General features: G+C 72.8%; 21 protein-coding genes and 2 tRNA genes. 18 read left to right on the forward strand and 5 right to left on the reverse strand.

Going from position 1 to position 22,084, the window contains the following annotated elements; translation table 11 throughout:
* The first annotated feature begins 50 nt into the window (after positions 1-50).
* The 8 genes from ACO229_RS00955 to ACO229_RS00990 all read left to right on the forward strand — a co-directional run bounded on the left by ACO229_RS00955 (position 51) and on the right by ACO229_RS00990 (position 6,148).
* On the forward strand, positions 51-1,388 hold the full coding sequence (locus tag ACO229_RS00955) for a glutamate-5-semialdehyde dehydrogenase (protein WP_397431150.1): 1,338 nt from the start codon (positions 51-53) through the stop codon (positions 1,386-1,388).
* 126 nt (positions 1,389-1,514) lie between these two features.
* Positions 1,515-1,667: a hypothetical protein gene (locus ACO229_RS00960; RefSeq protein ID WP_182485788.1), complete on the forward strand. Its 153-nt coding sequence runs from the start codon at positions 1,515-1,517 to the stop codon at positions 1,665-1,667.
* Between the two features lie 44 nt (positions 1,668-1,711).
* Positions 1,712-2,326 carry a nicotinate-nucleotide adenylyltransferase gene (gene nadD, locus ACO229_RS00965; protein WP_397411408.1) on the forward strand — a complete coding sequence of 205 codons (615 nt, stop codon included), beginning with the start codon at positions 1,712-1,714 and terminating at the stop codon, positions 2,324-2,326.
* A gap of 16 nt (positions 2,327-2,342) precedes the next feature.
* The gene (locus ACO229_RS00970; protein ID WP_423463418.1) at positions 2,343-3,413 is read left to right on the forward strand and encodes a hypothetical protein; all 1,071 of its coding nucleotides are present in this window, start codon (positions 2,343-2,345) and stop codon (positions 3,411-3,413) included.
* Complete coding sequence (rsfS, locus tag ACO229_RS00975; RefSeq protein ID WP_397411404.1) at positions 3,410-3,847, forward strand: ribosome silencing factor; 438 nt, start codon at positions 3,410-3,412, stop codon at positions 3,845-3,847. Before ACO229_RS00970 ends, rsfS begins: the two co-directional genes overlap by 4 nt.
* Positions 3,844-4,509 (forward strand): histidine phosphatase family protein, encoded by a 666-nt coding sequence (locus ACO229_RS00980; RefSeq protein ID WP_423463419.1) that lies wholly within the window; start codon positions 3,844-3,846, stop codon positions 4,507-4,509. Before rsfS ends, ACO229_RS00980 begins: the two co-directional genes overlap by 4 nt.
* A gap of 92 nt (positions 4,510-4,601) precedes the next feature.
* A tRNA-Ala gene (locus ACO229_RS00985) sits at positions 4,602-4,674 on the forward strand.
* A 64-nt stretch (positions 4,675-4,738) separates the two neighbouring features.
* On the forward strand, positions 4,739-6,148 hold the full coding sequence (locus tag ACO229_RS00990) for a hypothetical protein (protein WP_423463420.1): 1,410 nt from the start codon (positions 4,739-4,741) through the stop codon (positions 6,146-6,148).
* A gap of 49 nt (positions 6,149-6,197) precedes the next feature.
* On the opposite strand, the gene ACO229_RS00995 is transcribed toward ACO229_RS00990, so the two are convergent.
* Positions 6,198-6,824: a superoxide dismutase gene (locus ACO229_RS00995; RefSeq protein ID WP_423463421.1), complete on the reverse strand. Its 627-nt coding sequence runs from the start codon at positions 6,822-6,824 to the stop codon at positions 6,198-6,200.
* Between the two features lie 277 nt (positions 6,825-7,101).
* On the opposite strand from ACO229_RS00995, the gene ACO229_RS01000 reads away from it, so the two are divergent.
* Entirely contained in the window at positions 7,102-7,677 is a 576-nt protein-coding gene (locus tag ACO229_RS01000; protein ID WP_423463422.1) for a hypothetical protein, read from the forward strand.
* Positions 7,677-7,853, forward strand: a complete 177-nt coding sequence (locus ACO229_RS01005) for a hypothetical protein (RefSeq protein ID WP_423463423.1) — start codon at positions 7,677-7,679, stop codon at positions 7,851-7,853. The genes ACO229_RS01000 and ACO229_RS01005 overlap by 1 nt, the downstream gene beginning before the upstream one ends.
* Positions 7,854-8,034: 181 nt before the next feature.
* Here ACO229_RS01005 and ACO229_RS01010 read toward each other — a convergent pair.
* Positions 8,035-8,107: transfer RNA gene (locus ACO229_RS01010), tRNA-Ala, on the reverse strand.
* 155 nt (positions 8,108-8,262) lie between these two features.
* On the opposite strand from ACO229_RS01010, the gene ACO229_RS01015 reads away from it, so the two are divergent.
* On the forward strand, positions 8,263-9,450 hold the full coding sequence (locus ACO229_RS01015) for a metallophosphoesterase (protein WP_423463424.1): 1,188 nt from the start codon (positions 8,263-8,265) through the stop codon (positions 9,448-9,450).
* The gene (locus ACO229_RS01020) at positions 9,420-10,124 is read left to right on the forward strand and encodes a LamG domain-containing protein (protein ID WP_423463425.1); all 705 of its coding nucleotides are present in this window, start codon (positions 9,420-9,422) and stop codon (positions 10,122-10,124) included. Before ACO229_RS01015 ends, ACO229_RS01020 begins: the two co-directional genes overlap by 31 nt.
* Before the next feature lie 69 nt (positions 10,125-10,193).
* Here the strand turns inward: ACO229_RS01020 and ACO229_RS01025 are convergent, their stop codons facing one another.
* Complete coding sequence (locus tag ACO229_RS01025) at positions 10,194-12,509, reverse strand: glycoside hydrolase family 3 N-terminal domain-containing protein (RefSeq protein WP_423465247.1); 2,316 nt, start codon at positions 12,507-12,509, stop codon at positions 10,194-10,196.
* A 160-nt stretch (positions 12,510-12,669) separates the two neighbouring features.
* Here ACO229_RS01025 and lnt point away from each other — a divergent pair, with 160 nt between their 5' ends.
* The 3 genes from lnt (at position 12,670) to ACO229_RS01040 (ending at position 17,917) form a co-directional block, all read left to right on the forward strand.
* Positions 12,670-14,418, forward strand: coding sequence for an apolipoprotein N-acyltransferase (gene lnt, locus ACO229_RS01030; protein WP_423463426.1), 1,749 nt, complete (start codon positions 12,670-12,672; stop codon positions 14,416-14,418).
* A 96-nt stretch (positions 14,419-14,514) separates the two neighbouring features.
* A complete protein-coding gene (locus ACO229_RS01035; protein ID WP_423463427.1) occupies positions 14,515-16,227 on the forward strand; it encodes a carbohydrate-binding protein in 1,713 nt (570 codons plus the stop codon).
* A gap of 169 nt (positions 16,228-16,396) precedes the next feature.
* Complete coding sequence (locus ACO229_RS01040) at positions 16,397-17,917, forward strand: HNH endonuclease (protein WP_423463428.1); 1,521 nt, start codon at positions 16,397-16,399, stop codon at positions 17,915-17,917.
* Here ACO229_RS01040 and ACO229_RS01045 read toward each other — a convergent pair.
* The gene (locus tag ACO229_RS01045) at positions 17,871-18,254 is read right to left on the reverse strand and encodes a VOC family protein (RefSeq protein ID WP_423463429.1); all 384 of its coding nucleotides are present in this window, start codon (positions 18,252-18,254) and stop codon (positions 17,871-17,873) included. The genes ACO229_RS01040 and ACO229_RS01045 overlap by 47 nt on opposite strands.
* A gap of 91 nt (positions 18,255-18,345) precedes the next feature.
* On the opposite strand from ACO229_RS01045, the gene ACO229_RS01050 reads away from it, so the two are divergent.
* On the forward strand, positions 18,346-18,978 hold the full coding sequence (locus ACO229_RS01050) for a DUF6518 family protein (protein ID WP_423463430.1): 633 nt from the start codon (positions 18,346-18,348) through the stop codon (positions 18,976-18,978).
* A 22-nt stretch (positions 18,979-19,000) separates the two neighbouring features.
* Here ACO229_RS01050 and ACO229_RS01055 read toward each other — a convergent pair whose 3' ends face one another.
* The gene (locus ACO229_RS01055) at positions 19,001-19,615 is read right to left on the reverse strand and encodes a TetR/AcrR family transcriptional regulator (RefSeq protein WP_423463431.1); all 615 of its coding nucleotides are present in this window, start codon (positions 19,613-19,615) and stop codon (positions 19,001-19,003) included.
* Between the two features lie 103 nt (positions 19,616-19,718).
* Between ACO229_RS01055 and ACO229_RS01060 the strand changes: the two genes are divergently transcribed.
* Entirely contained in the window at positions 19,719-20,603 is an 885-nt protein-coding gene (locus ACO229_RS01060; protein WP_423463432.1) for an alpha/beta fold hydrolase, read from the forward strand.
* Between the two features lie 122 nt (positions 20,604-20,725).
* A complete protein-coding gene (aztD, locus tag ACO229_RS01065; RefSeq protein ID WP_397411378.1) occupies positions 20,726-22,021 on the forward strand; it encodes a zinc metallochaperone AztD in 1,296 nt (431 codons plus the stop codon).
* The last annotated feature ends 63 nt before the right edge of the window (positions 22,022-22,084 follow it).

The following is a 22,084-nucleotide window of genomic DNA, read 5'->3' on the forward strand; positions in this document are numbered from 1 at the left end:
ACCACGGGATCGTCCTCGGCATCCGCGCCCGTCCGACGTACGCTCGACGCATGACGACAGTGAGCCACGAGGCGACCCGTACCGGAGGCGAGACCCCCGGAGCGGCGCAGCCGCCGCACACCACGGACGTGACCTCCGCGGTGCGCGACGTCGCCGGGCGTGCCAAGGTCGCGGCCCGCGCCCTGGCCACGGCGAACCGGATGACGAAGGACGCCGCCCTGCGCGCCGTCGCGGACGCCCTGGTGGCCGCGGCGGACCCGATCGTCGCCGCCAACGCGGAGGACCTGGAGCGTGGCCGGGCGAACGGCATGTCCGACGGCCTGCTGGACCGCCTCGCCCTGACGCCGGAGCGGATCGGCACGATCGCGGACGCGCTGCGCGACGTCGCCGGCCTGCCCGACCCGGTCGGCGAGGTGGTGCGGGGGCAGACCCTGCCGAACGGCCTGCGGCTGCGCCAGGTCCGGGTACCCATGGGCGTGGTCGGCATGATCTACGAGGCCCGCCCCAACGTGACCGTGGACGCCGCGGGTCTGGCCCTCAAGTCGGGCAACGCCGTGATCCTGCGCGGGGGCAGCGCGGCGGCGGCGTCGAACGCGCTGATCGTCGAGGTCATGCGGGGTGCGCTGGAGGCGCGCGGCCTGCCGGCCGACCTGGTCCAGTCGATCGACGCGTACGGCCGGGAGGGCGGGGTGGCGCTCATGCGGGCGCGCGGCCTGGTCGACGTGCTCATCCCGCGCGGCGGCGCCGACCTCATCCAGACCGTGGTGCGTGAGTCGCTCGTGCCGGTCATCGAGACGGGTGTCGGCAACGTGCACGTCTACGTGGACGCCACGGCCGACGTCGACATGGCCGTCGCGATCGTGATGAACGCGAAGACCCAGCGGGTCGGCGTGTGCAACGCGGCCGAGACGCTGCTCGTCCACGAGGACGCCGCGGCGGCGTTCCTGCCGGCGGCGCTCGCCGCGCTGGCCGGCGCGGGCGTGGTGCTGCACGGGGACCCGGCGGCCATGTCGTTCGCCCCCGCCGGGGCCGACATGGTGCCCGCGACGGACGAGGACTGGGCGACCGAGTACCTCGCGCTGGAGCTCGGGGTGCGGGTGGTGCCCTCGCTGGACGCCGCGATCGAGCACATCCGCACGTGGTCCTCCGGGCACACCGAGGCCATCGTCACGCGCGACATCGCGGCGGCCGACACGTTCGTGGCCGAGGTCGACTCCGCCGCGGTCATGGTGAACGCCTCCACCCGGTTCACCGACGGCGGCGAGCTCGGCCTGGGTGCCGAGATTGGCATCTCCACGCAGAAGCTGCACGCGCGCGGCCCCATGGGCCTGACCGAGCTGACCACCACCAAGTGGGTCGTGACCGGGGACGGGCACATCAAGCCGTGACACGTCCCGGGGGTCCGGGAGACCTCCGCAGGATCTCCTTGCGACCCAGTGCCGCGGTGCACTCGCCGCAAGACGTCCGTGAGAGACTAAAGCCCACCTGAGCACGTCCGACTGGGAGGAAGACCCGTGCTGCACACCGCCGTCCTGGCCGCCGAGGCCGCTTCGGAGCACGCCAACGAGCCGATCTCGCCGATCGCGCTGGGCCTGATCGCCTTCGGCGCCCTCGTCGCCGCGCTGGTCGTCACCTACGCGTTCCGCAACGTCGGAAACCGACACTGAGCCACCCGACGGGAGCTTGACGACCAGATGAGCGCGCCCACCGCATGAGTACCCCCGCCGGGACCCGCCCCCGCATCGGAGTGATGGGTGGCACGTTCGACCCCATCCACCACGGCCACCTCGTGGCCGCGAGCGAGGCGGCGGCACACCTGGGGCTGGACGAGGTCGTCTTCGTCCCCACGGGCCGGCCGGGGTTCAAGCAGAAGCAGCGGGTCACCCCGGCGGAGCACCGCTATCTCATGACGGTGATCGCCACGGCGTCGAACCCGCGCTTCACGGTGAGCCGCGTCGACATCGACCGCGAAGGCCTCACCTACACGGTGGACACCCTCCGGGACCTGCGGGAGCAGCGTCCCGACGCGGACCTCTACTTCATCTCGGGAGCGGACGCCATCCAGCAGATTCTTCGGTGGAAGGATGCCGAGAAGCTGTGGGACATGGCACACTTCGTCGCTGTCACACGGCCAGGGCACATGCTCTCCGTGGACGGGCTTCCTCGGGACGGTGTGACGACGCTCGAGGTCCCTGCGCTCGCCATCTCCTCGTCCGACTGTCGTCGTCGGGCGCAGGAGGGGTTGCCGGTCTGGTATCTGGTGCCTGACGGCGTGGTTCAGTACATCGCCAAGCACGGACTGTATCGAGGTCTTCACGATGAGTGACAACAAAGGTCGTCCCATGACGCGCCGCGAGATCCGCGAGCGTGAGGCTGCCGCGGCCGCCGCTGCCGGCGGTGGTTCCTACCCGCCGCAGGGCGGGCAGGCCCAGCAGCCTCCGCACCGCGGCGCGGCCGCGCCCGAGGGCGGCTGGTCGCCGCAGAACCCGCCGGTGGCACGGCCGCCGCAGGCCACGGGCGGCACGCGCGGCGTGGACGCGACCGGTCGGCTGACGCCCGTGCAGCAGCCGGGCGGCAACCCGCCGTCGCCGTTCAGCCCGGGTCGGCCGGGCGGGCAGCCCGCCCCGGGTGGCCCCGGCCCCGCGCCGGCCGGCCGCGGGGGCCCCGCCGGCCCCGGCGGGCAGGGCCCGCAGGGTGGACCGCCCAGCCCCTTCGGTTCCCGCCAGCCCGCGGCTCCCGTGCCGCCCGCTCCGCAGCAGGGCAGGTCCGGACGATTCTCCGCCCCGGCTCCGCAGGCCCCGGGCGGTTCGGGCGACCCCGGCCAGACGACGCAGTGGAGCGCCGCGGCGCCTGCGCCGACGCAGCCGCCGTCGAACCCCCCGTCGCCGTTCGGCCCTCGTCCCGGTGCCCCGGGCGCCCCGGGTGGCCGGGGACAGCGACCGGGCGCCCCGGTCGGTGGTCCGCCGAGCGGTTCCGCGGCCGCCGCACCCGCACTCCCGTGGGAGGCAGGCAGCCCGGCGTCGGCGCCGCAGTCCCTCGCCCCGGGTGGTGCTCCCGCTGATCCCGGCTCCCCGTTCCCCCGGCGTCCGGGCCCCGGGTCCGGGCCGGTCGGTGGCGCCGCGCCCCAGGGCTCCGGGCCCGAGGCCCCGTTCCCCGGCGCGGGCGGCCAGTTCCCGGCCCCTGCCGCGCCGTCCCGGTCCGCTCGCCGCGAGGTGGAGGAGGAGTGGGACGAGGAGGAGGACGAGGGCCCGCAGTACACCTGGTTGCACTACGTCATCCTGGTCGTCGTCGCGTTCGTGCTGGGCCTGCTGATCTGGAAGCTGGTGCTGGAGGGCGACAGCTCCATCGAGCCCGACCAGGCCGCGGCACTGCTGGGCGGGTTGCCCGGCTTCGGAGGAGGAGGCAGGGCATGACCGCCACCGAGCGGGCCACAGAGCTCGCGATCGTCGCCGCGCGCGCCGCGAGCGACGTCAAGGCGCAGGAGATCATCGCGCTCGACGTGAGCGAGCAGCTCGTGCTCACCGACGTATTCCTCATCGCCTCGGGCGCGAGCGAGCGTCAGGTGTCCGCGATCGTCGACGCCGTCGAGCGGGCGCTCTTCAAGGAGGGCGTCAAGCCGATCCGGCAGGAGGGCAAGTCGGAGGCGCGGTGGGTGCTCCTCGACTTCGGTGACGTCGTGGTGCACGTGCAGCACGCCGAGGACCGCACCTACTACGCGCTCGAGCGCCTCTGGAAGGACTGCCCGGCGATCCCGCTGCCGGAGGACGCACGCGGTGGCGGCGACCCGGCGGAGTACCGCGACCCCGACGACGGTGCCATCCACCTGGCGGGGGACGTGCAGCGGTGACCGCAGGAGCGATCGTGCTGCTGCGCCACGCGCGCACGGCGTACAACGCGGGCCTGCGCCTGCAGGGTCAGATCGACATCCCGCTGGACGAGGTGGGCCGGTGGCAGGCCGAGCAGGGTGCCACGGCGCTGGCGGCGTCCCACAAGGCGTCGCTGGTGGTCTCCAGCGACCTGCAGCGCGCCCGGGACACGGCGGCCGCGTACGCGCGGCACGTGGGCCTGGACGTCGTGACCGACGCCGGCCTGCGTGAGCGCTCCTTCGGCATCTGGGAGGGGCTGACCGACGCCGAGATCGCCGAGCGCTGGCCGGAGCAGCACGCCGTCTGGCGCGGCGGCGGCGAGCCGCCGGTCGAGGGCGTCGAGTCCAAGGGCGTCGTGGCACGGCGCATGGAGGAGGCCGTGCTGCGGCACGCCGAGACCCTGAGCCCGGGGGAGACCCTGGTGGTCGTGTCGCATGGGTCGGCGATCACGCAGGCCGTGACGCGGCTCCTGGGCCTGGATCCTGCGACGTGGCGCGGGCTGCACGGCCTGCACAACGTGCACTGGTCCCACCTGCACGCCTCGGCGCCCGGGGCGACGCCGGCGTGGCGGCTCGTGGCGCACAACGTGGGTGCGGGGTACCCGCTGGACACCTGGCAGTCGGGACCCGAGGCGCGGCAGTGACGGAGCGCACCGGATGTGGATTTGGTCCCGGGCGCCGGTCTGCATAGACTAACGACGCTCGCCCGGCCGAACGGTCCGGGGGAGACCAATCTGGGGCTGTGGCGCAGCTGGTAGCGCACCTGCATGGCATGCAGGGGGTCGGGGGTTCGAGTCCCCCCAGCTCCACCGGATGAAGGGCCCGGCCGTCGGCCGGGCCTTTTTTCATCCCCATGGATAGACTGCCCGCGCCATGACAACACAACGACCTGCAGATCAGCCGCACTGGCGGGTGTACCCGGTGGGCCTCGCGGGGAACGTCGTGAACGCGGCGATCAACGCCCTCGCCCCCTTCCTCCTCGGCATCGGGGCGTCCTTCGTGCTCCTCCTGGCCGTCGCGATGGTCGCGGAGGAGGCGCTGACCTACGAGCCGGCCGTGCGCGGCGCGCTCGACCAGCTCGCCCGGGCCGCCATGGTGCCTGTGCTCGTCCTCGCGCTGGCCGCCGGCATCGTCACCACCATGCTGTTCGCGCTGCGCGAGGTGATCACGTCGCGCGCCATCGCCCGAGCGGCCCGGGAGGGTGCGCCCCGGACGGCCGTGCCGCACCCGAGCCAGGTCGACCAGGTGGCGGCCGAGCCGCCGTTCGGCCCGTTCCTCGTCGTGGCCTACGTGGTGGCAGGGGTCGGCCTGCTGATGTCCGTGATCGCCGTCTTCACGATCAACGGCAGCGAGGTGTATCTGCTCTGGATCTTCCTCGCGGCCACCGGGGTCGGTGGGGTGTTCCTGCTGCTCGCGTACGGGGGTCGCCCGGCGCAGCACCGGCGTCGGCTCGAGATCGCCGCGCACTGGACCACCCCGGACGAGGGGGCGGCGTGGCGCCGCGCCGCGCCGGCGTCGGAGGCGGACGACGAGACGGGGCTCCCGGACGACCTTCTGCGCACACGGCGGCGGGCCACCTGGTTCGAGTACGTGGGCATCGTGTGCTTCGCGCTCGGGTTCAGCCTCATGCAGCTCTGGCTGTTCGTCACGCACCCGTTCCGCACCAGGGCCGACGCCGGTCCGCGCATGGAGTACGGGGAGAGCATCGAGGTCGTGCTCCTGGCCGGGGTCTGGGTCTTCGCGGCCCTCATGGTGGCGGCCGTCGTGCTCCTGGTCGTGGGGTTCTTCGCCGACTCGGCCGTACAGCAGAGGGAGCAGGAGATCCTGCGTGAGGCGCTGGACGACCCCACGGCCCCGCGCCCCCCGCGGGTGCTGCTGCGCAAGTACGCCAACCATCAGCCGGTGATCTTCGTGCAGGCCCTGGCGCTGCTGGCCGCCCTCGGGGCCGTGCTCGGCTGGGGGGTGTACAGCCTCGGCACGGGAGGGATGGAGGACGTCGCGACGCTGTACGGCGACGCGGACGAGACCTTCGGCGGGTTCGTGCCGCAGGCGCTGATCACCCTCGTGGGCTCGGCCGCCGTCGTGCTGGTCGCCGTCGTGTGGGACGTCGTCGCCGCCAGGCGGGGCTACGAGCTGCGGAGCCGGGTGGTGGAGCGCTGGCCCATCAAGCCCGCGCCGCGGATGATCGGGGAGGACGGCAAGAAGCGGCCGGACCCGGCGTCGACGGGGCCGTCGCTGACGCCGAAGCCGGCGAAGCCGAAGCCGCAGACCACGCGGCGGTGACGGACGAGGGCCCGGCCGGCGGCCGGGCCCTGCGTCACGTCGTGCGGTGTTACGCCGCCACGAGCAGGCCCGTGGTGGCCGCACGCGCCCGGTCGAGCCGCGCGCCGACGTCGGACCAGTTCGCCAGGTTCCAGAACGCCGTGACGTAGTCCGCCTTGACGTTCAGGTAGTCCAGGTAGAACGCGTGCTCCCACATGTCCAGCATGAGCAGCGGCGTGATGCCGAGCGGCACGTTGGCCTGCTGGTCGAAGAGCTGGAACACCGCGAGCCGCTGCCCGACGCCGTCCCAGCCGAGCACGGCCCAGCCGGAGCCCTGGATGCCGGTCGCGACGGCCGCGAAGTGCGCCTGGAAGGCCGCGAAGCTGCCGAACTGGTCGGCGATCGCCGCCGCGAGCTCGCCGTCGGGCTCCCCGCCGCCCTCGGGCGAGAGGTTGTGCCAGAACACCGTGTGGTTGGTGTGCCCGCCCAGGTTGAACGCGAGGTTCTTCTCGTGCAGGTTCACCGCGGCCAGGTCGCCGGTCTCGCGGGCCTGGGCCAGCGCGTCGAGCGCGGCGTTCGCGCCGGCGACGTACGCGGCGTGGTGCTTGTCGTGGTGCAGCTCCATGATGCGCCCGCTGATGTGCGGTTCGAGCGCCGCGTAGTCGTAGGGCAGGTCGGGCAGGGTGTAGACGGGCATGGTCCTCGTCCTCTCGTGGTGATGTCCTCCGACGCTAAGACCTCAACCTAGGTTGAGGGCAACGGGTGTGCGGGGTGACGCCCGCCACACGCCCCGTCACTGCTGTGCGCCAGCAACTCGCGCGCCACAGCATGAGATTCTTTGACCCGCGCCGAAAGATCACATAGTGTCCATTTTGCCACGTCGATGGGCGGCGTGGCATTGGGTCTGTGGAATGGAGCATGTTTTGCGAATCCCCAGTAAGGCTGCCATCGCGGGTGCCGTGGTAAGTGCACTCGTGGCAACCGTGTTCGCTATCCCGTCGACGGCCGTTGCCGCGACCGTCGATGCGTCGGCGGACGCTCGTATGTCGGCACCTCCGGTTGACGAGGTGCGGGAGGCCCTGGTTGACGCGTACCAGGACGGCTCGATGACCTTCACCGAGAAGGTGGCCGACCCGGTTTCGGTGCTTGGGCGGGCCGAGGTCGTGGTAGATGAGATCAGCGGTGACTACATCGCTACCGCCAAGCTCGGCGACGACTACGACAACATCAGCGCACAGGTCACTGAGGCGTTCGATATTGTGTCGTACACGGAGGCGCACTTCACGGAGCTGCCGGAGCAGAACGGTGGACACGCGCTCATCTATCAGGACGGCGAACTGCTCGTCGATGACTTCTTCTCGAACGCCGTCAGTACTGCCAGCTGGAGCGAGCTCAACAGCTGCCTCTCGTCTGCCGGCATCGCTGCCTGGCTGGTCGCCGCAGCGATGGTCGCTTGTAGCGCATCCGGTCCGGGCCTCGTTGTCTGCCTCATCGGTGCCGGAATCGGGGCCGGCACGGTTGGCTACTGCGTGCGTAAGGCCTTCGGCTGATGACTGAGCTCGCCCAGCGTAAGTTCCTGCTATGGATCGCCCTTGCTATGACTGTGCTCACGGGAGCAATTGCCGTGATGACACAAGTTCTACCGTGGATCATCGCTGCGGTTGTGGCGGCGGTCGCGAGCGTTGTCCAGTTCGTGCGTATCCGACGGATGGGCACTGACAACTGACGAGTGGCATCGCCGGGAGGTCCCGGGGCCGTGAAGCGACGGGGATAAGAGGCGCGAAGCTCCTGCCGTCGATGAGTGCCGTTCAGCGGTTACGCCTCACGGCGGGGGCTTCGCTGCTCTCAACCCTCCTGCTTCTGGGAGCACGAGAGCCCGGCCGACGGCCGGGCTCTCGTGTCTCGGGTGGAGCTGGGGGGACTCGAACCCCCGACCCCCTGCATGCCATGCAGGTGCGCTACCAGCTGCGCCACAGCCCCAAGAGCATTCGCCCAGGTGGGCGAGCCCCCTGAGTCTAGACCGATCCGGGCCTGGAGGCCAAAGCGAGTCGCGGCGCCCCGGCGTCGCCGTCCCGCCGGCATCCGTTCCGCTGGGCGTCACCCCGGCGCCAACCGCCCCGGCCACCCTGTGAGCCGTGGACAACAAGCTCTCACGCCGATCCCTGCTCCGGGCCGCTGCGGCCGTCCCGGTCCTGTCGGCAGCCTCCGCCTCGGCAGCCTCCGCCTCTGCCGCCACGGCAGCAGCCGCACCCGCCATCACCGAGGCGAGCGCCGGCCTGCCCGACGGCACCGACCCGCGCTTCACCATCGCCGTCCTGCCCGACACCCAGTACCTCCTGGACGAGGGCGGCTCCGACCCCGAACCGGTGCGCGCCACCCTGCGCCACCTGGTCCGGGAGCGGAAGCGGGACAACATCGTCTTCATGACCCAGCTCGGTGACGTCACCGAGCACGGCACCGAGGCGGAGATGCTCGCGGCGCGCCGCGCGTTCGAGGCCGCCGGCAGCATGCCGTACAGCGTGCTGGCCGGCAACCACGACGTCTCCGGTGACGACCAGCGGGGCGACACCCCGTACCTGCGCACCTTCGGCCCGCGGCGGTTCGCCCGGATGGAGACCTACGGCGGATCCTCGCCCGACGGCTACAACAGCTACCACGTGGTGCGTGGCGGCGGACGCGAGTGGCTGGTGCTCGCGCTCGACTGGCGGGTGTCCGACGCCGGGCTGGCCTGGGCCCAGGGCGTGCTGGACGAGCACGACACGCTGCCCGCCATCCTGACCACCCACGACCTCGTCTGGGCCGAGGACGACGGCCAGGCCCACCTGTCCGACAACGGTCAGCGGCTCTGGGACCGTCTCATCACGACCAACGACCAGATCTTCCTCGCGCTCGGCGGGCACTACTGGCCGTCCGGCCGCACCACGCTGACCAACGACGCCGGCCACGCCGTGCACCTGCACATCACCAACTACCAGGACCGCTACTACGGCGGCGCGGGCATGCTCCGCTACTACTCGTTCGACCTGTCCCGCGGCGTGATCGACGTCGAGACGTTCTCGCCGTGGCTCGGGGCGAAGCCCGACCCCACGCCCCTGGAGAACGAGCACGTCGAGCTCAGTGGCGACGTCGACCGGTTCACCGTCGAGATCGACTTCGACGAGCGGTTCGCCGCGTTCGCGCCGCCCGTGGTGCCCGCGCCGCGGCCGCCGTCGGCCGTGATGCCGCGCGGGACCGTCGCCTACTGGCGGTTCGACGAGGCGGGCCTGGCGGGGCCGCGACCGACGGCGCCCCCGTGGCACCGGGTACGGTCGTCCGTGACCTGAGCGGGAACGGCAACCACCTCACCTCGGTGCTGCTGCACGACAGCGCGCCCGCCGCGCTCACCTGGTCCGCCGAGCACCACGACGACCAGCCGGCCCACGCGAGCCTCCGGTTCGACGGCGGCAAGGGGCCCGACCGCGGCGCCGTGCTGCACACCGGCCCGCACGCGCCGGTCAACGGCATGACGTTCGAGTCGGGCTACACGATCGAGACCTTCGTCAAGCTCCCGGAGCCCTTCCAGGGCGACCACTCCTGGATGGGCATCCTGAGCTGGGAGGGCCGTGCGGGCGACGCCGGCAAGAGCGGCGGGTGGTCCGAGGACGACGCACCGTGCAGCCTGAACGTGACGGGCGAGCGGTTCCTGCAGTTCGTGGTCTACCCGGTGCCGATCGACGACGACCCGACCTCCTGGAGCCACGCGCTGCCCGTGGGTCGCTGGACGCACATCGCGATCGTCAACGACGGCCGGTACACGACGCTGTACGTGGACGGCTCGAAGATCGCCCGCAACGCCGCGACGGTGTCGCGCGGGATCAGCGCGGTCGGCAAGCCGTTCGCCCTCGGGGGCACGCAGGGTGCCGGGACGTTCGGCCAGGGCTTCTACGGCTGGATCGGCGACACCCGGATCGTCTCCCGCGCCCTGCGCCCGGAGCAGTTCCTCCTGGCCACCCGCTGACGGCCGAGGTCGTGACGTCGCGTCGAGGCCGGCACAGGCCTGTACCGACCTCGACGCGACGTCACGACCTCACCGGGGGAGCACCGTGAAGGGGGCGCGCAGCAGGTCCGCGTCGCGGGACGAGCGGCCCACCAGGAGCTCGAAGCTGCCCGGCTCGACCACGCGGCGGCCCTCCCGGTCCACGATCGTGCAGTCCGCCACCGGGAGGTCCAGGTCCACCGCGACCGTGCGCCCGGGGGCGACGTCGACCTGCCGGTAGGCCTTGAGCTCCTTGTCCGCCCAGCTCACCGAGGTCACCGAGTCGCTGACGTAGACCTGCACGGTCTCGCGCACCGGGCGGGTGCCCGTGTTGGTCAGGGTGACGCGGGCCCGGACGGTGTCCTCGTGGGTGACCTCGGTGCCGAGCACCTCCAGACCCGAGTACTCCACCGTGCCGTAGGACAGCCCCTGGCCGAACACGAACGCCGGCTCCTGGGTCAGGTCGGCGTACCGGGACCCGTGCTGGCCGCGGATCTGGTTGTAGTAGACCGGCTGCTGGCCCGCGTGCCGCGCGAACGAGATCGGCAGCCGCCCGGACGGCTCGATCAGCCCGAGCAGCAGCTCGGCGATCGCCTGCCCGCCCCGCATGCCGGGGTTGGCCACCCAGAGCAGCGCGTCCGCGTTCAGGGCCGACCGGGGCAGCACGAGCGGCTTGGACGCCATCACCACGACCACCAGCGGCGTCCCGGTCGCGGCCAGCGCGTCCAGGAGTGCCACCTGCCCGCCGACCAGCTCCAGCGTCGCGGTCGACTTGTACTCGCCGACCAGCTCGACCTGGTCGCCCACCACGGCGACGACGTAGTCGGCCTCCTGCGCCCGGGCCACGGCCTCGGCGACGAGCTCCGGGTCGGGGTCGCGGGGCACGGCGATCTTGGGCCGGGGCTGGCCGTCGGGCAGGGTGTCGCCCTCGGGCGGCGTGACGAGCGAGACGATCTCGGCCCCGAGTGCGCTGGTCACCGTCCAGTCCTGCGGCGTCAGGTCGCGCAGCCCGTCGAGCACCGTGGTGATCATGTCGCGCGGGTGCCCGTCGGGCAGCCAGTCGGCCTGCCCCGAGCTGCCCGCCCAGTCGCCGAGCTGCTCCTGGGCGGCGTCCGCCAGCGGCCCGACGACGGCGACGCGCCGGGGCCGGTCGGCACCGGCCCCGGCGGCGCGACCGTCGTCGTCCCGGGTGGTGAAGCCGCCCGCGAGGGGGAGCGTGCCGCCGGTGTTGCGCAGCAGGACGAGCGAGCGGCGCGCGACCTCGAGGTTGACGGCCGCGTGGTCGGCGCAGCCGATGAGCGCGCCGTCCCGGGCGAGGGTGGGCCGGCGCGGGTTCTCGAAGAGGCCGAGCTCGAACTTCAGGGTGAGGATGCGGGCCACGGCACGGTCGAGGTCGGACTCGGCGAGCAGGCCGGCGTCGATGGCCTCCTGGGCGCCCTCGAAGAACTGCGGCGTGGTCATCACCATGTCGTTGCCCGCCCGGACGGCCGCCGCGGCGGCGTGGGCGTGGTCGGGCTGGACCTTCTGCTCCCAGACCATGCGGCCCACGTTGTCCCAGTCGGTGATCAGGGTGCCGGTGTAGCCCCACTCGCCGCGCAGCACGTCGTTCAGCAGCCAGTCGTTGATCGTGATCGGCACGCCGTCCATGGACTGGTAGCCCAGCATGAAGGTGGCGCAGCCCTCCTTGGCGACCCGCTCGAACGGGGGCAGGAACCAGGACCGCAGCTTGCGGCGGGAGATGTCCGCCTCGGACGCGTCGCGGCCGCCCTGGGTCTCCGAGTACCCGGCGAAGTGCTTGGCGGTCGCCAGGATCGCGGTCGGGTCGGCCAGGCCGTTGCCCTGGTAGCCGCGCACCATCGCGGAGGCGAGCTCGCCGATCAGGTACGGGTCCTCGCCGAACGTCTCGTCCACCCGGCCCCAGCGCAGGTCGCGGGCGATGCAGAGCACCGGGCTGAAGGTCCAGTGCACGCCGGTCGCGGACGCCTCGACCGCGGTGATCCGGGCGGCCTGCTCCACCAGCGCGGGGTCCCAGGTCGCGGCCATGCCGAGCTGCGTCGGGAAGATGGTCGCGCCCTCGAAGAAGGAGTGGCCGTGGATGCAGTCCTCGCCCACCAGGAGCGGGATGCGCAGCCGGGTCTGCTCCACGAGGTCGTGCGCGCGCTCCAGCCGGCTGGGGGAGGTGTGCAGGATCGACCCCACGTGCTTGCGCAGGATGTCGCCCTCGTAGTCGCCGCGCGCGTCGAGCTGGAGCATCTGCCCCACCTTCTCGGGCACGGTCATCCGGGACAGCAGGTCGGCCACCCGCTCGGGGACCGGGCGGTCCGGGTCGAGGTAGACGGGCGTCCCGTCGGGCTCCTGGGTGTCCATCCGGAGACCCACCTCCTGCTCGCGCTGGTCCACCACGGCACTCCTTCGTATCGATCGGGTCTGTCCGTCGGGCGATCGTAACCACGAAAACTTACAGACCGGTAAGTGTCTCATCGTCGGGCGGGCCGCCGTTCCCAGCCAGGGATGGGAGACTCCGGTCGTGACGCAGGCAGCCCTCTCGCAGCCGGCCCCCGGCGCCGGCCCCGCCCCCGAGGCACGGACGACCGCGCGGACCCGGCCCCTCGACCCGCCGCTCCTGCCGCTCGCGGCAGCGGTTCCCGTCGCGGCGCTGGCCGGTGTCACGCTCGACGGCGCCTTCCCCGCCCTCGGGTGGTGGCCGCTCGCGTTCGTCGCCGTGACCCTCGCGCTGCTCACGCTCGTCGGACGGCGAGCCTGGGGCGCGGTGCTGGCCGGTGCGGCGTTCGGCGCGGCCTTCTGGTTCCCGCACGTGTCCTGGTCGTCGCGGTTCCTGGGTGACGACCCCCTGGGCTGGGTGCCCTGGGTGGCGCTGGCCACTGCGCAGACCCTCTTCACGGCAGCCCTGTCCCCGCTCGTCACGCTCGCCTACCGGTGGCTGCCCCGGTGGCGCTCCACCGGGGTGGTGCGGCTGGCCGTGCTGCCGCTCCTGGTCGCCGGAGCCTGGACCACGCGCGAGCTCGCCATGGGCTCCTGGCCGTACGGCGGGTTCCCCTGGGGGCGCCTCGGCATGAGCCAGTCCGCGAGCCCGATCGCACCCGTCGCGTCCTGGCTCGGCGTGTCCGGGCTCAGCTTCTGCATGGTGCTGCTGTGCGCCGCCGTCATCGAGGTGGTCCGGGTCGCGCGCACCACCGCCCCGGCACGGGCCGACGACGTCCCGGTCCCGGCACGGGCCGACGACGTCCCGGTCCCGGCAGGGGAGGACGGCGCCGGGGCAGCCCGGCGGTGGCGGCGGTGGACCGCCGTCCTGCCCGCCACCCTGCCGACCGCCGTGCCCGCCGTGGTGCTCGCGGTCCTGCTGCTGGTCACGCCCCAGTTCCCGACATCGCACGCCGGCACCCTGCGGGTCGGCGCCGTCCAGGGGAACGGCCCCGCGGCCTACTCCGACGAGCGCGCACCCGGCGCACTGCTGGACGCCCAGCTCGCCGCCTCCGCACCCCTGGCGGACGAGCGGGTCGACCTCGTGGTCTGGCCCGAGGGCGGCGTCGGCAGCGATCCCCTCGCCGACCCCGCCACGGAGCGGGCCCTGGACACAGCGGCTCGGCAGTACGACGCCCCGTTGCTGGTCAACGCCGCGTCGTCGAAGGGCGAGCTGATCTACAACACGTCGTTCCTGTGGACCGAGGAGGGCGCCACCGCCTCGCACGCCAAGCGGCACCCCGTCCCGTTCGGGGAGTACGTCCCGGACCGGTGGCTCTACGGCGCCATCGTGCCCAGCCTCGTCAACCTGCTGGGCCGCGAGTACACGCCCGGCACCGACGTGCCCGCCGTCGACACCGGCGACGCCGTCGTGGGCCTCGCGATCTGCTTCGACGTCGTGTTCGACGACGTCGTCCGCGAGGGCATCGGCAACGGCGCGCAGGCGTTCATGTTCCAGACGAACAACGCCGACTTCCGGGGCACCGACGAGAACCTGCAGCAGACCGCCTTCGCCCGGATGCGCGCCGTCGAGACCGGCCGCGCCGTCGTCAACCTCTCCACCACGGGCACCAGCCAGGTGTTCGCGCCCGACGGGACCGCCGGCCCCGCCCTGCCCGCCGACCAGGCCGGCCTGATCGTCACCGACGTCGAGCTGCGTGACGGCGTCACCGCCGGGGTGGCCCTCGGGCCGTGGGTCCAGGGGCTGGTGGTGGCGGGCACCGTGCTCGCCCTGGCGGGGCTCGCGGTGCAGGCCCGGCGCTCGTCCCGCCGGAAGGCCGACACCACGGACTGAGCCGCCGCGGCAGTTCACCTCCCGGCCACGGACCGGCCATGCTCGCCTCGTACTGTCACGGCCGCAGCGCGTTTCCGAGCCCGGGAGAACCAGCCGATGTCATCCGTACGCCTTCGCCGAGGACTCCTCGCGACCCTCGTGACGGGCGGCGTCCTCGCCGCTCTCGCGGTCGCCCCGGTCGCCTCCGCCGCCGAGCCGTCCCTCGGCCTCGACCGGTCCGTGATCGGCGCCGACGAGTCCGTCTCGATCACCTTCGACGCCACCGGTGCCGTCCACGACCGCAACTGGATCGGCATCTACCGCGACGGCGCCGTGCCCGGCGGGCCCGCGTCGCTCGACTGGCGGTACGTGCCGGACGCGACCGGCACCGTCACCTGGGGCCCGGGCGACCGGGACGGCTGGACCCACAACGCCGCGTCGGTCGGCGCGGGCGACTACGACGTCTACCTGCTCCAGGACGACGGCTACGACGTGCTCGCCGGTCCCGTCGACCTCACGGTCGAGGACGGCGCGGCCGTGCCGCCGGCGGAGCCGAAGCCCGAGGTGGACGGCGTGAGCGAGCTCAACGTGCTCACGTTCAACCTGTGGCACGGCGGCACGCAGATCGACGATGGCGCCCGGGAGATCGCCGACGTGCTGCGGGAGACCGACGCCGACGTCACCTTCATGCCCGAGCAGGGCGACGCGCCCGCGCAGGTCGCCGCGCTGCTCGGCTACGACCACGTCATCGCGACCGACACCGGCATCGTCTCGCGCTACCCGATCCTGGAGACCAGCACCGTGGACCGCTGGTGGACCAAGGCGGTGCTCGACGTCAACGGCACCGAGGTGGTGGCCTACGGCGGCCACCTCGAGTACCGCTGGTACGCCACCTACCTGCCGCGCGGCTACGGCGGCGCGGTGCTCGGCGACTGGCCGGACGGCTGGGACACGTGGGACAAGCTCCCGGGCGGCCCGGTCACGGATGTGGACGCGATCCTGGAGGCCAACCGTCAGTCCGGCCGCCCGGCGACGGTCGCGGCACTCGTCGAGGACGTCGCGGCCGAGCGCGCGGCGGGCCGCATCGCGGTGGTCGGCGGGGACTTCAACGAGCCGTCGGTGCAGGACTGGACCGCGGCCACCGCCGACCTCCAGGACCACAACGGCCTCGTGATCCCGTGGCAGAGCACGCAGGCGCTGCTCGACGGCGGCCTGGTCGACGCCTACCGCGAGGTGCACCCTGACCCGGTCGCGAACCCCGGCGTCACCTGGCCCTCGGACAACCCGCTCTTCCCGACCTCCGAGCTCACCTGGGCCCCCGAGGCCGACGAGCGCGACCGCATCGACTACGTCTTCGTCACGCCCGACGAGCGGGTGTCGATCGACGCGGCGTCCGTGGTCGGGCCGCAGTCGACGATCGTGCGGAACGAGCGGGTCGACGACGACAGCGCCGACCAGATCCTCACGCCGGACGCCGTCTGGCCCTCGGACCACAAGGCGGTCCTCGCGTCCTTCAGCGTGTGCGACGACGGGTGCGCGCCGGCGGCACCGGCCTGGGCGGCGGCGTCGGCCTACGGGGCGGGCGACGAGGTGTCGTTCGCGGGCTCGACCTGGCGGGCGGCCTGGTGGACGCGCGGGCAGGAGCCCGGTGCGGCGTACGGCCCGTGGCAGGAGATCGCCGAGCGGGACGGTGTGGCGCAGTGGACTCCGTCGCGCATCTTCGAGGCCGGCGACGTCGCGGTCCACGACGGCACGACCTACGTGGCGCGCTGGTGGACACGGAACCAGACGCCCGGCGACCAGTGGGGGCCCTGGCGGCCGCAGCAGTAGGCCCGGGGCGGGGATCGGCCCGCCGCGACCGTGCGGCGGGCCGGACGCCGGGTCAGGGCCGGTCCTCGGCCTGCTCCCGCGCCGCCCGCTGACCGAGCGGTCGCCGTCGTTGTCCACAGGCCGGTGAGCGGGACCAGCGAATCGATCATGTGTTCGATAGGATCGTGCCATGACGAGGCGGATGACCAGTGTGGCTGAGGCAGGTGAGGCACTCGATTCTGCGCTGCCCGATGCCTCGGCGACAGTCGGTGACGCGGCGATCCTCGACGCGGGTGTCGCCGCGCTGCTGCGCGGAGTGATCGCGCACGGCGTCCTGCCCGGTGGCGACCGCGGGGGCGTGCCGGGGGAGACCCAGGCGGCCTGGGTGGACCTGCTCGAGGAGCTCGAGAAGATCAAGCACACGGTGTCCGCCGCCCAGGCCCGGGTCGTGGTGGCGCTGGACGAGGCCACCCGGGCCGCGGAGGCCGCGCAGGGTATCCGGGCCGAGCGCCGAGGCCGGGGCGTCGCGTCCCAGGTCGGTCTCGCCATGGGGCTCTCGCCGAACGCGGCGGGCTCGTTCGTGGGTGACGCCGGCGTGTGGGTGCGGCAGATGCCCTACACCCTCGAGGCCCTCCGGCGCGGAGCCCTGAGCGAATGGCGCGCCAGGATGCTCGTGCGCGAGACCTCGCACCTGAGCCCGGAGCACCGCGCGCTCATCGACGAGCAGATCTGCGGCGACCTGCGGACGCTGGCGGGCCTGGGCGGCAAGCGGCTCACGGCCCGCATCAAGGAGCTGGCGGCGCGGCTGGACGTCCACGCGTGCGTCAAGCGGCTGGCGAAGGCGGAGGGTGAGCGTCGGGTCTCGGTGCGTCCGGCACCCGACCTCATGGTGTACCTGACCGCACTGGTGCCGATGAAACAGGGTGTCCAGGCCTACGCGCAGCTCGCGGCGCACGCCGCAGCCGCCAGGGCCGCCGGTGACGAGCGGTCGGGCGGGCAGGTCATGGCCGACACGCTGATCGAGCGGGTGACCGGCCGCGAGCGGGCCGACGACGTGCCCGTCACGGTGAACCTGCTCGTGTCGGACGAGGCGTTGCTCGCCGGTGGTGAGGACCCGGCGGTGCTGCTGGAGGGATCCGCCGCAGGGGTCGGGGTCGTACCCGCTCCCGTGGCGCGGGAGCTCGTGGCCGCGGGCGTAGACGCAGACGCGGCCTGGCTCCGCGCGATCTACGTCAACCCGGCCGGCCGATTGCTGGCCACGACGAGCACGAGCCGCTTCTTCACCCGGGGCATCACCACGGTGCTGCGGGCGAGGCAGCACGGCATCTGTGCCACGCCGTACTGCGACGCGCCGATGCGGCACGCCGACCACGTGCGACCGTTCGGCGAGGGCGGCTCCACGAGCGTGGACAACGGTCAAGGCCTGTGCGTGCGCTGCAACCACGCGAAGCAGGCGCCGGGCTGGACCCAGCGACGACCGGACGGCGACACCAGCGGCCGGTTCGCGGTGGAGACGGTCACCCCGACCGGGCACGCGTATCTGTCGGTGGCACCGGAACCGCCCCGCCCGGCAGGCCGGGCGGGGTGGGACGGCGGCTCGCTGAGCTGTGCCGCACCGCCGGGGGCGATCCTGCGTCCGCGCCGGACCTGGGCCGCCCAGCGGGCTAGGCCGGGAACACGCAGAACTCGTTCCCCTCGGGATCGGTCATGACCACCCAGTCCTCGTGCCGGCCGACCTCCGTCGCGCCGGCAGCGACCAGGCGCGCCACCTCGGCGTCCCGGTCGGGGTGGCGCACATCAAGGTGCACGCGGTTCTTCACGGTCTTGGGTTCGGGCACCCGGTTGAAGAACAGTCGTGGGGTGCGGCCGGGTGCCTCCACCAGCACCGACGGGTCGTCCTCGGGGTCGTGGACGCCGAGGGTGCGCAGCCGGGTCAGCTCCTCGTCGTCGTAGGGGGCCACGTCGTAACCGTCGAGGGCCAGGGCCCAGAACCGTGCGAGGGAAGCGGGGTGCCGGCAGTCGAACACCACGTCGTGAAGGGTTGCCATCCGCTTACGCTAGCCCGTGTCCACCCCTGGTCTGACGCCGTCCGACCGGAGTCCGATGTGCGGGGACGACCACCGTCGTTAGGTTCCCGGTATGACCACCGTGACCCGGGCGTCGTCCGCCGACGCCGTTCTGACCCGTCCGCTCGTGCGGGCGCTGGCCGTCGTCGCCCTGAGCTTCCTCCTGGGCGGCCTCACGTCCTACGCCCAGGGGTTCCTGCCCGACTCCTTCGCGTCGTTCGCGAACTCGGCCAGCGGCTGGACGGTGCTGACGGCGTCGCTCCTGTACTGGTCCCGGATGCGCACCGGTCCCGCGGCGGTGCTCGGCGCCGTGAGCTTCGTGCTGCTCGTGCTCGGCTACACGGTCGCGTCCCAGGTGCGCGGTCTCGTCTACGACCCGCTCCTCTTCTCCGTCGTGGGGGTCGTGGCCGGCCCGTTCGTGGGCATGGCGGCCGTGTGGCTGCGGGCCGCCGGCGTCCGAGCCGCGCTCGGCACCGCACTGCTGGCGGGGATCGGCGTGGGCGAGGCGCTGTACGGACTGACCGTCGTGCGCGAGACGACCAGCCCGGTGTACTGGACGGTCATCGGCGTCGCCGGCCTCGCGCTGCTGGCCGTGATGCTGGTGCGGCGGATCCGGGGTGCGGTGCAGGTGGCGCTCGCGGTCGCGGGCACGGTGGTGGTCGGGGTCGCCTTCGTCGCCGCGTACTCGGGTCTGGGCGGGGTCTGACCCAGCGGGACGGAGGACACGTTCATCCCGCGGCCATCCGGTCCAGCAGCCGGTCGAGCAGGGCGTCGGCGCGCTCGGCGGCGTTCGGATCGACGAGGAGGGTCTGGGCAAGTCCGGCCGTGGCGGCCACGATCAGTTCGGCGTCCAGGTCGGCAGTGTCCTCCGGGGACGCCGGCCCGCCGGGGCGGATCCGACGGAGCTGTTCCGCGATCGTCCGGACGAGGAAGCGCGGCGCGCTCAGGGTGTCGTCGGCGACGATTCCGGGTTCCTCGGCAGGTGCGGTCAGTGCCGCGGTGTGGAACGTGTTGAGCAGCACTGTGTCTTGTCTGCGCGCGGCGTCGGTCGGCAGCAGCTCCGCCAGCACGGTTCGGATCACCTCCCGCGGCGTCGGGTCGGAGCCGAGCGCGTCCAGGCCCCGGGCGAACCGGGCGCCGGCGTCGGCCACCACGGCCTGGTGGGTCGCCAGCAGGAACGCGCGCTTGGTGCCGAAGTAGTACTGGACCAGGCGTACCGAGATGCCTGCCTCGGCAGCCACCGACTGAAACGTGGCGGAGCCGAGTCCGTCGCGCGCGACGACACGGCGCGCGGCGTCGGTGATCTGCTTTCGGCGCTGGTCGTGGTCGGCCAGTCGCGGCATGTGGGCCGCCTCTCGTCGTCTCGGGCGACCTGGGCCGCCTTATTGGTATGCCTGAACCATCATAAGTGATACGTTCATACCATCACCGAGAGGGGAAGGCGCCATGGCGAAGATCGGCCGGTTCTCGAGCGACGAGGCCCGAGAGGCCTACCTCCGCAGCTACGAGGCGATGGAAGGGCTCTGGCCGCTGCCCGCTGAGACGGCGGACGTCACCACGTCGTTCGGTACGACGCACGTGCGGCGGTCCGGGGCCGGTGACGGCCTGCCGTTGGTCCTGCTCCATGGCGTTCTCGGGAACGGGCTGCACTGGCACTCCGTGGTCGAGGGGCTGGCCCAGGGGCGTCCGGTGCTCGCCCTTGACACCGTCGGGGGCCCGGGGCGCAGCGTGCAGACTGCGCCGATGGCTCGTGAGGCGGACTTTGGTACCTGGTTCGCCGAGGTGCTGGACGGGCTCGGCCTTGAGCGGGTGCACGTTCTGGGGGAGTCGGCGGGTGCCTGGCACGCGACCCTCGTCGGGTTGTACGCGGCCGAGCGGGTGGCAAGCGTGTCCCTGATCGAGCCGAACGGGGTCGTCGCGCGTACCCCGTGGCGGGCGCTGCTGCGGCTGGTCCGGTTCGGTGGCGACCGCACCGAGGAGGGCTGGCGGGCTATGAGCGAGTGGCTCACGCCCGGGCTCACCATGACAGAGGTGGAGCTCGCGAACGTCCGTGCCGGTCAGAGCTTCCGCCTGGCGGTCCGGTGGGCGCGGCCCCTCAAGGACGCGGAGCTGGCATCGTTCACCCCGCCCCTGCTGGCGATCTACGGTGGCGCGTCGGTGGTGTCCGACCCGCCGGCGGCCCAGCGTCGGATCGCGGTGCTCCTGCCGGGCGCCGAGGTCGTGGTCGTGCCCGGCGCAGGTCACGGTGTGCGGGCCCAGGCGCCGGCGCGGGTGGTGGATCGTGTCGTCAGGTTCCTGGTGCGCCACGACGAGGTGCCGCGCGGCGGGTGATGGGCGTTCCTGCGAGCTGTTTGAGAATCGTTCTCATACGTGGTTGACTCTGGCCCGGTATGAGAATGGTTGTCATTCTAGAAGAAAGGAGCGGGCGACCCCGACCGGGCCGCCCGACCACGATGAGAAACCACACCACCCGCACGGCTGCCGGCCTCGGCGCCGCCCTGTCCCTGCTCCTGCTGAGCGCCTGCGCGGCGGACGACGGTGCGGCGGCGGGCTCGCCGTCGTCGTCGGCCGGTACGGACGAGCACGGGGCCGACGAGCACGAGGCGCCGGATGCGACCGAGGTCCAGGCGAGCACGCCGCGTGTCGCCGTCACCTACGACGGCGGTGTGCTCGTGCTCGACGCGATGAGCCTCGAGCCCGTCGGCGAGGTCCAGCTGGAGGGCTTCACGCGGCTCAATCCGGCCGGCGACGAGCGGCACCTGATGGTCTCGACCACCGGCGGCTTCCAGGCCCTCGACCTGGGCACCTGGGCCGAGGCGCACGGTGACCACTCGCACTACTGGACGGCCGAGCCCACCCTGACGGACGTGCGGTACGACGCCACCGAACCCGGTCACGTCGTGGTGCACGAGGGCCGTACGGCCCTGTTCGACGACGGCACCGGCCTGGTCCGGGTCGTCGACTCCGAGCACGTGGCCGACGCCGACGCCGCCGCCCGGGAGTACACGACGCCGTCGGCCCACCACGGCGTGGCCGTCGAGCTGACCGATGACACGCTCGTGGTCTCCGAGGGCACCGAGGACGCGCGGACGGGCATCCGGGTGCTGGACGGCGACGGCGAGGAGATCGCGGCGTCGGACGAGTGCCCCGGCGTGCACGGCGAGGCCGTCGCGGCCGACGAGGCCGTGGTGATCGGCTGCGAGGACGGCGCCGTCGTCTACGCGGACGGCAAGATCACCAAGGTCGAGGCCCCCGACAGCTACGGCCGCATCGGCAACCAGGCCGGTTCCGAGGCATCGCCGATCGTGCTGGGCGACTACAAGACCGACAAGGACGCCGAGCTGGAGCGTCCCACCCGCGTCTCCCTGATCGACACCCGGGACGGGTCGCTGGAGCTGGTCGACCTGCCGTCGTCGTACACCTTCCGGTCGCTCGCGCGGGGCGACGACGGCGAGGCCCTCGTGCTCGGCACGGACGGTCAGGTGCACGTGATCGACCCGGAGTCGGGCGAGCTGACGAAGTCCGTCCCGGTGATCGACGAGTGGGAGGAGCCGGTCGAGTGGCAGGAGCCGCGGCCCGCGATCCTGACGCTGGACGGTTCGGTGTACGTGACCGACCCGGCCACGGACTCGATCCACGCGGTCGACATCGAGACGGGTGAGGTCTGGAAGTCCGCCGAGCTGGGCGTCACCCCCAACGAGCTGAACGGCGTCTCGGGCGGCGAGCCCCACACGCACGAGGCCCACTGAGCCGACGCCGAGTGCTGGACGTTCGCCCTTCCGGGGGTCGGAGAGGGCGAACGTCCAGCACTC

This window comes from Promicromonospora sp. MS192 (genome assembly GCF_049532985.1).
Lineage (GTDB): Bacteria > Actinomycetota > Actinomycetes > Actinomycetales > Cellulomonadaceae > Promicromonospora.

What these genes read in the sequence shown, in the direction of transcription:
- nadD (WP_397411408.1), top strand. Translation starts at nt 1,712, where the DNA reads ATGAGTACCCCCGCCGGGACCCGCCCCCGCATCGGAGTGATGGGTGGC.
- ACO229_RS00995 (WP_423463421.1), bottom strand. Translation starts at nt 6,824, where the DNA reads ATGCCCGTCTACACCCTGCCCGACCTGCCCTACGACTACGCGGCGCTC.
- ACO229_RS00990 (WP_423463420.1), top strand. Translation starts at nt 4,739, where the DNA reads ATGACAACACAACGACCTGCAGATCAGCCGCACTGGCGGGTGTACCCG.
- ACO229_RS01045 (WP_423463429.1), bottom strand. Translation starts at nt 18,254, where the DNA reads ATGGCAACCCTTCACGACGTGGTGTTCGACTGCCGGCACCCCGCTTCC.
- ACO229_RS00955 (WP_397431150.1), top strand. Translation starts at nt 51, where the DNA reads ATGACGACAGTGAGCCACGAGGCGACCCGTACCGGAGGCGAGACCCCC.
- ACO229_RS01035 (WP_423463427.1), top strand. Translation starts at nt 14,515, where the DNA reads ATGTCATCCGTACGCCTTCGCCGAGGACTCCTCGCGACCCTCGTGACG.
- ACO229_RS01060 (WP_423463432.1), top strand. Translation starts at nt 19,719, where the DNA reads ATGGCGAAGATCGGCCGGTTCTCGAGCGACGAGGCCCGAGAGGCCTAC.
- ACO229_RS01025 (WP_423465247.1), bottom strand. Translation starts at nt 12,509, where the DNA reads ATGGACACCCAGGAGCCCGACGGGACGCCCGTCTACCTCGACCCGGAC.
- ACO229_RS00970 (WP_423463418.1), top strand. Translation starts at nt 2,343, where the DNA reads ATGACGCGCCGCGAGATCCGCGAGCGTGAGGCTGCCGCGGCCGCCGCT.
- ACO229_RS01040 (WP_423463428.1), top strand. Translation starts at nt 16,397, where the DNA reads ATGACGAGGCGGATGACCAGTGTGGCTGAGGCAGGTGAGGCACTCGAT.
- ACO229_RS01005 (WP_423463423.1), top strand. Translation starts at nt 7,677, where the DNA reads ATGACTGAGCTCGCCCAGCGTAAGTTCCTGCTATGGATCGCCCTTGCT.
- rsfS (WP_397411404.1), top strand. Translation starts at nt 3,410, where the DNA reads ATGACCGCCACCGAGCGGGCCACAGAGCTCGCGATCGTCGCCGCGCGC.
- ACO229_RS01050 (WP_423463430.1), top strand. Translation starts at nt 18,346, where the DNA reads ATGACCACCGTGACCCGGGCGTCGTCCGCCGACGCCGTTCTGACCCGT.
- ACO229_RS01055 (WP_423463431.1), bottom strand. Translation starts at nt 19,615, where the DNA reads ATGCCGCGACTGGCCGACCACGACCAGCGCCGAAAGCAGATCACCGAC.
- aztD (WP_397411378.1), top strand. Translation starts at nt 20,726, where the DNA reads ATGAGAAACCACACCACCCGCACGGCTGCCGGCCTCGGCGCCGCCCTG.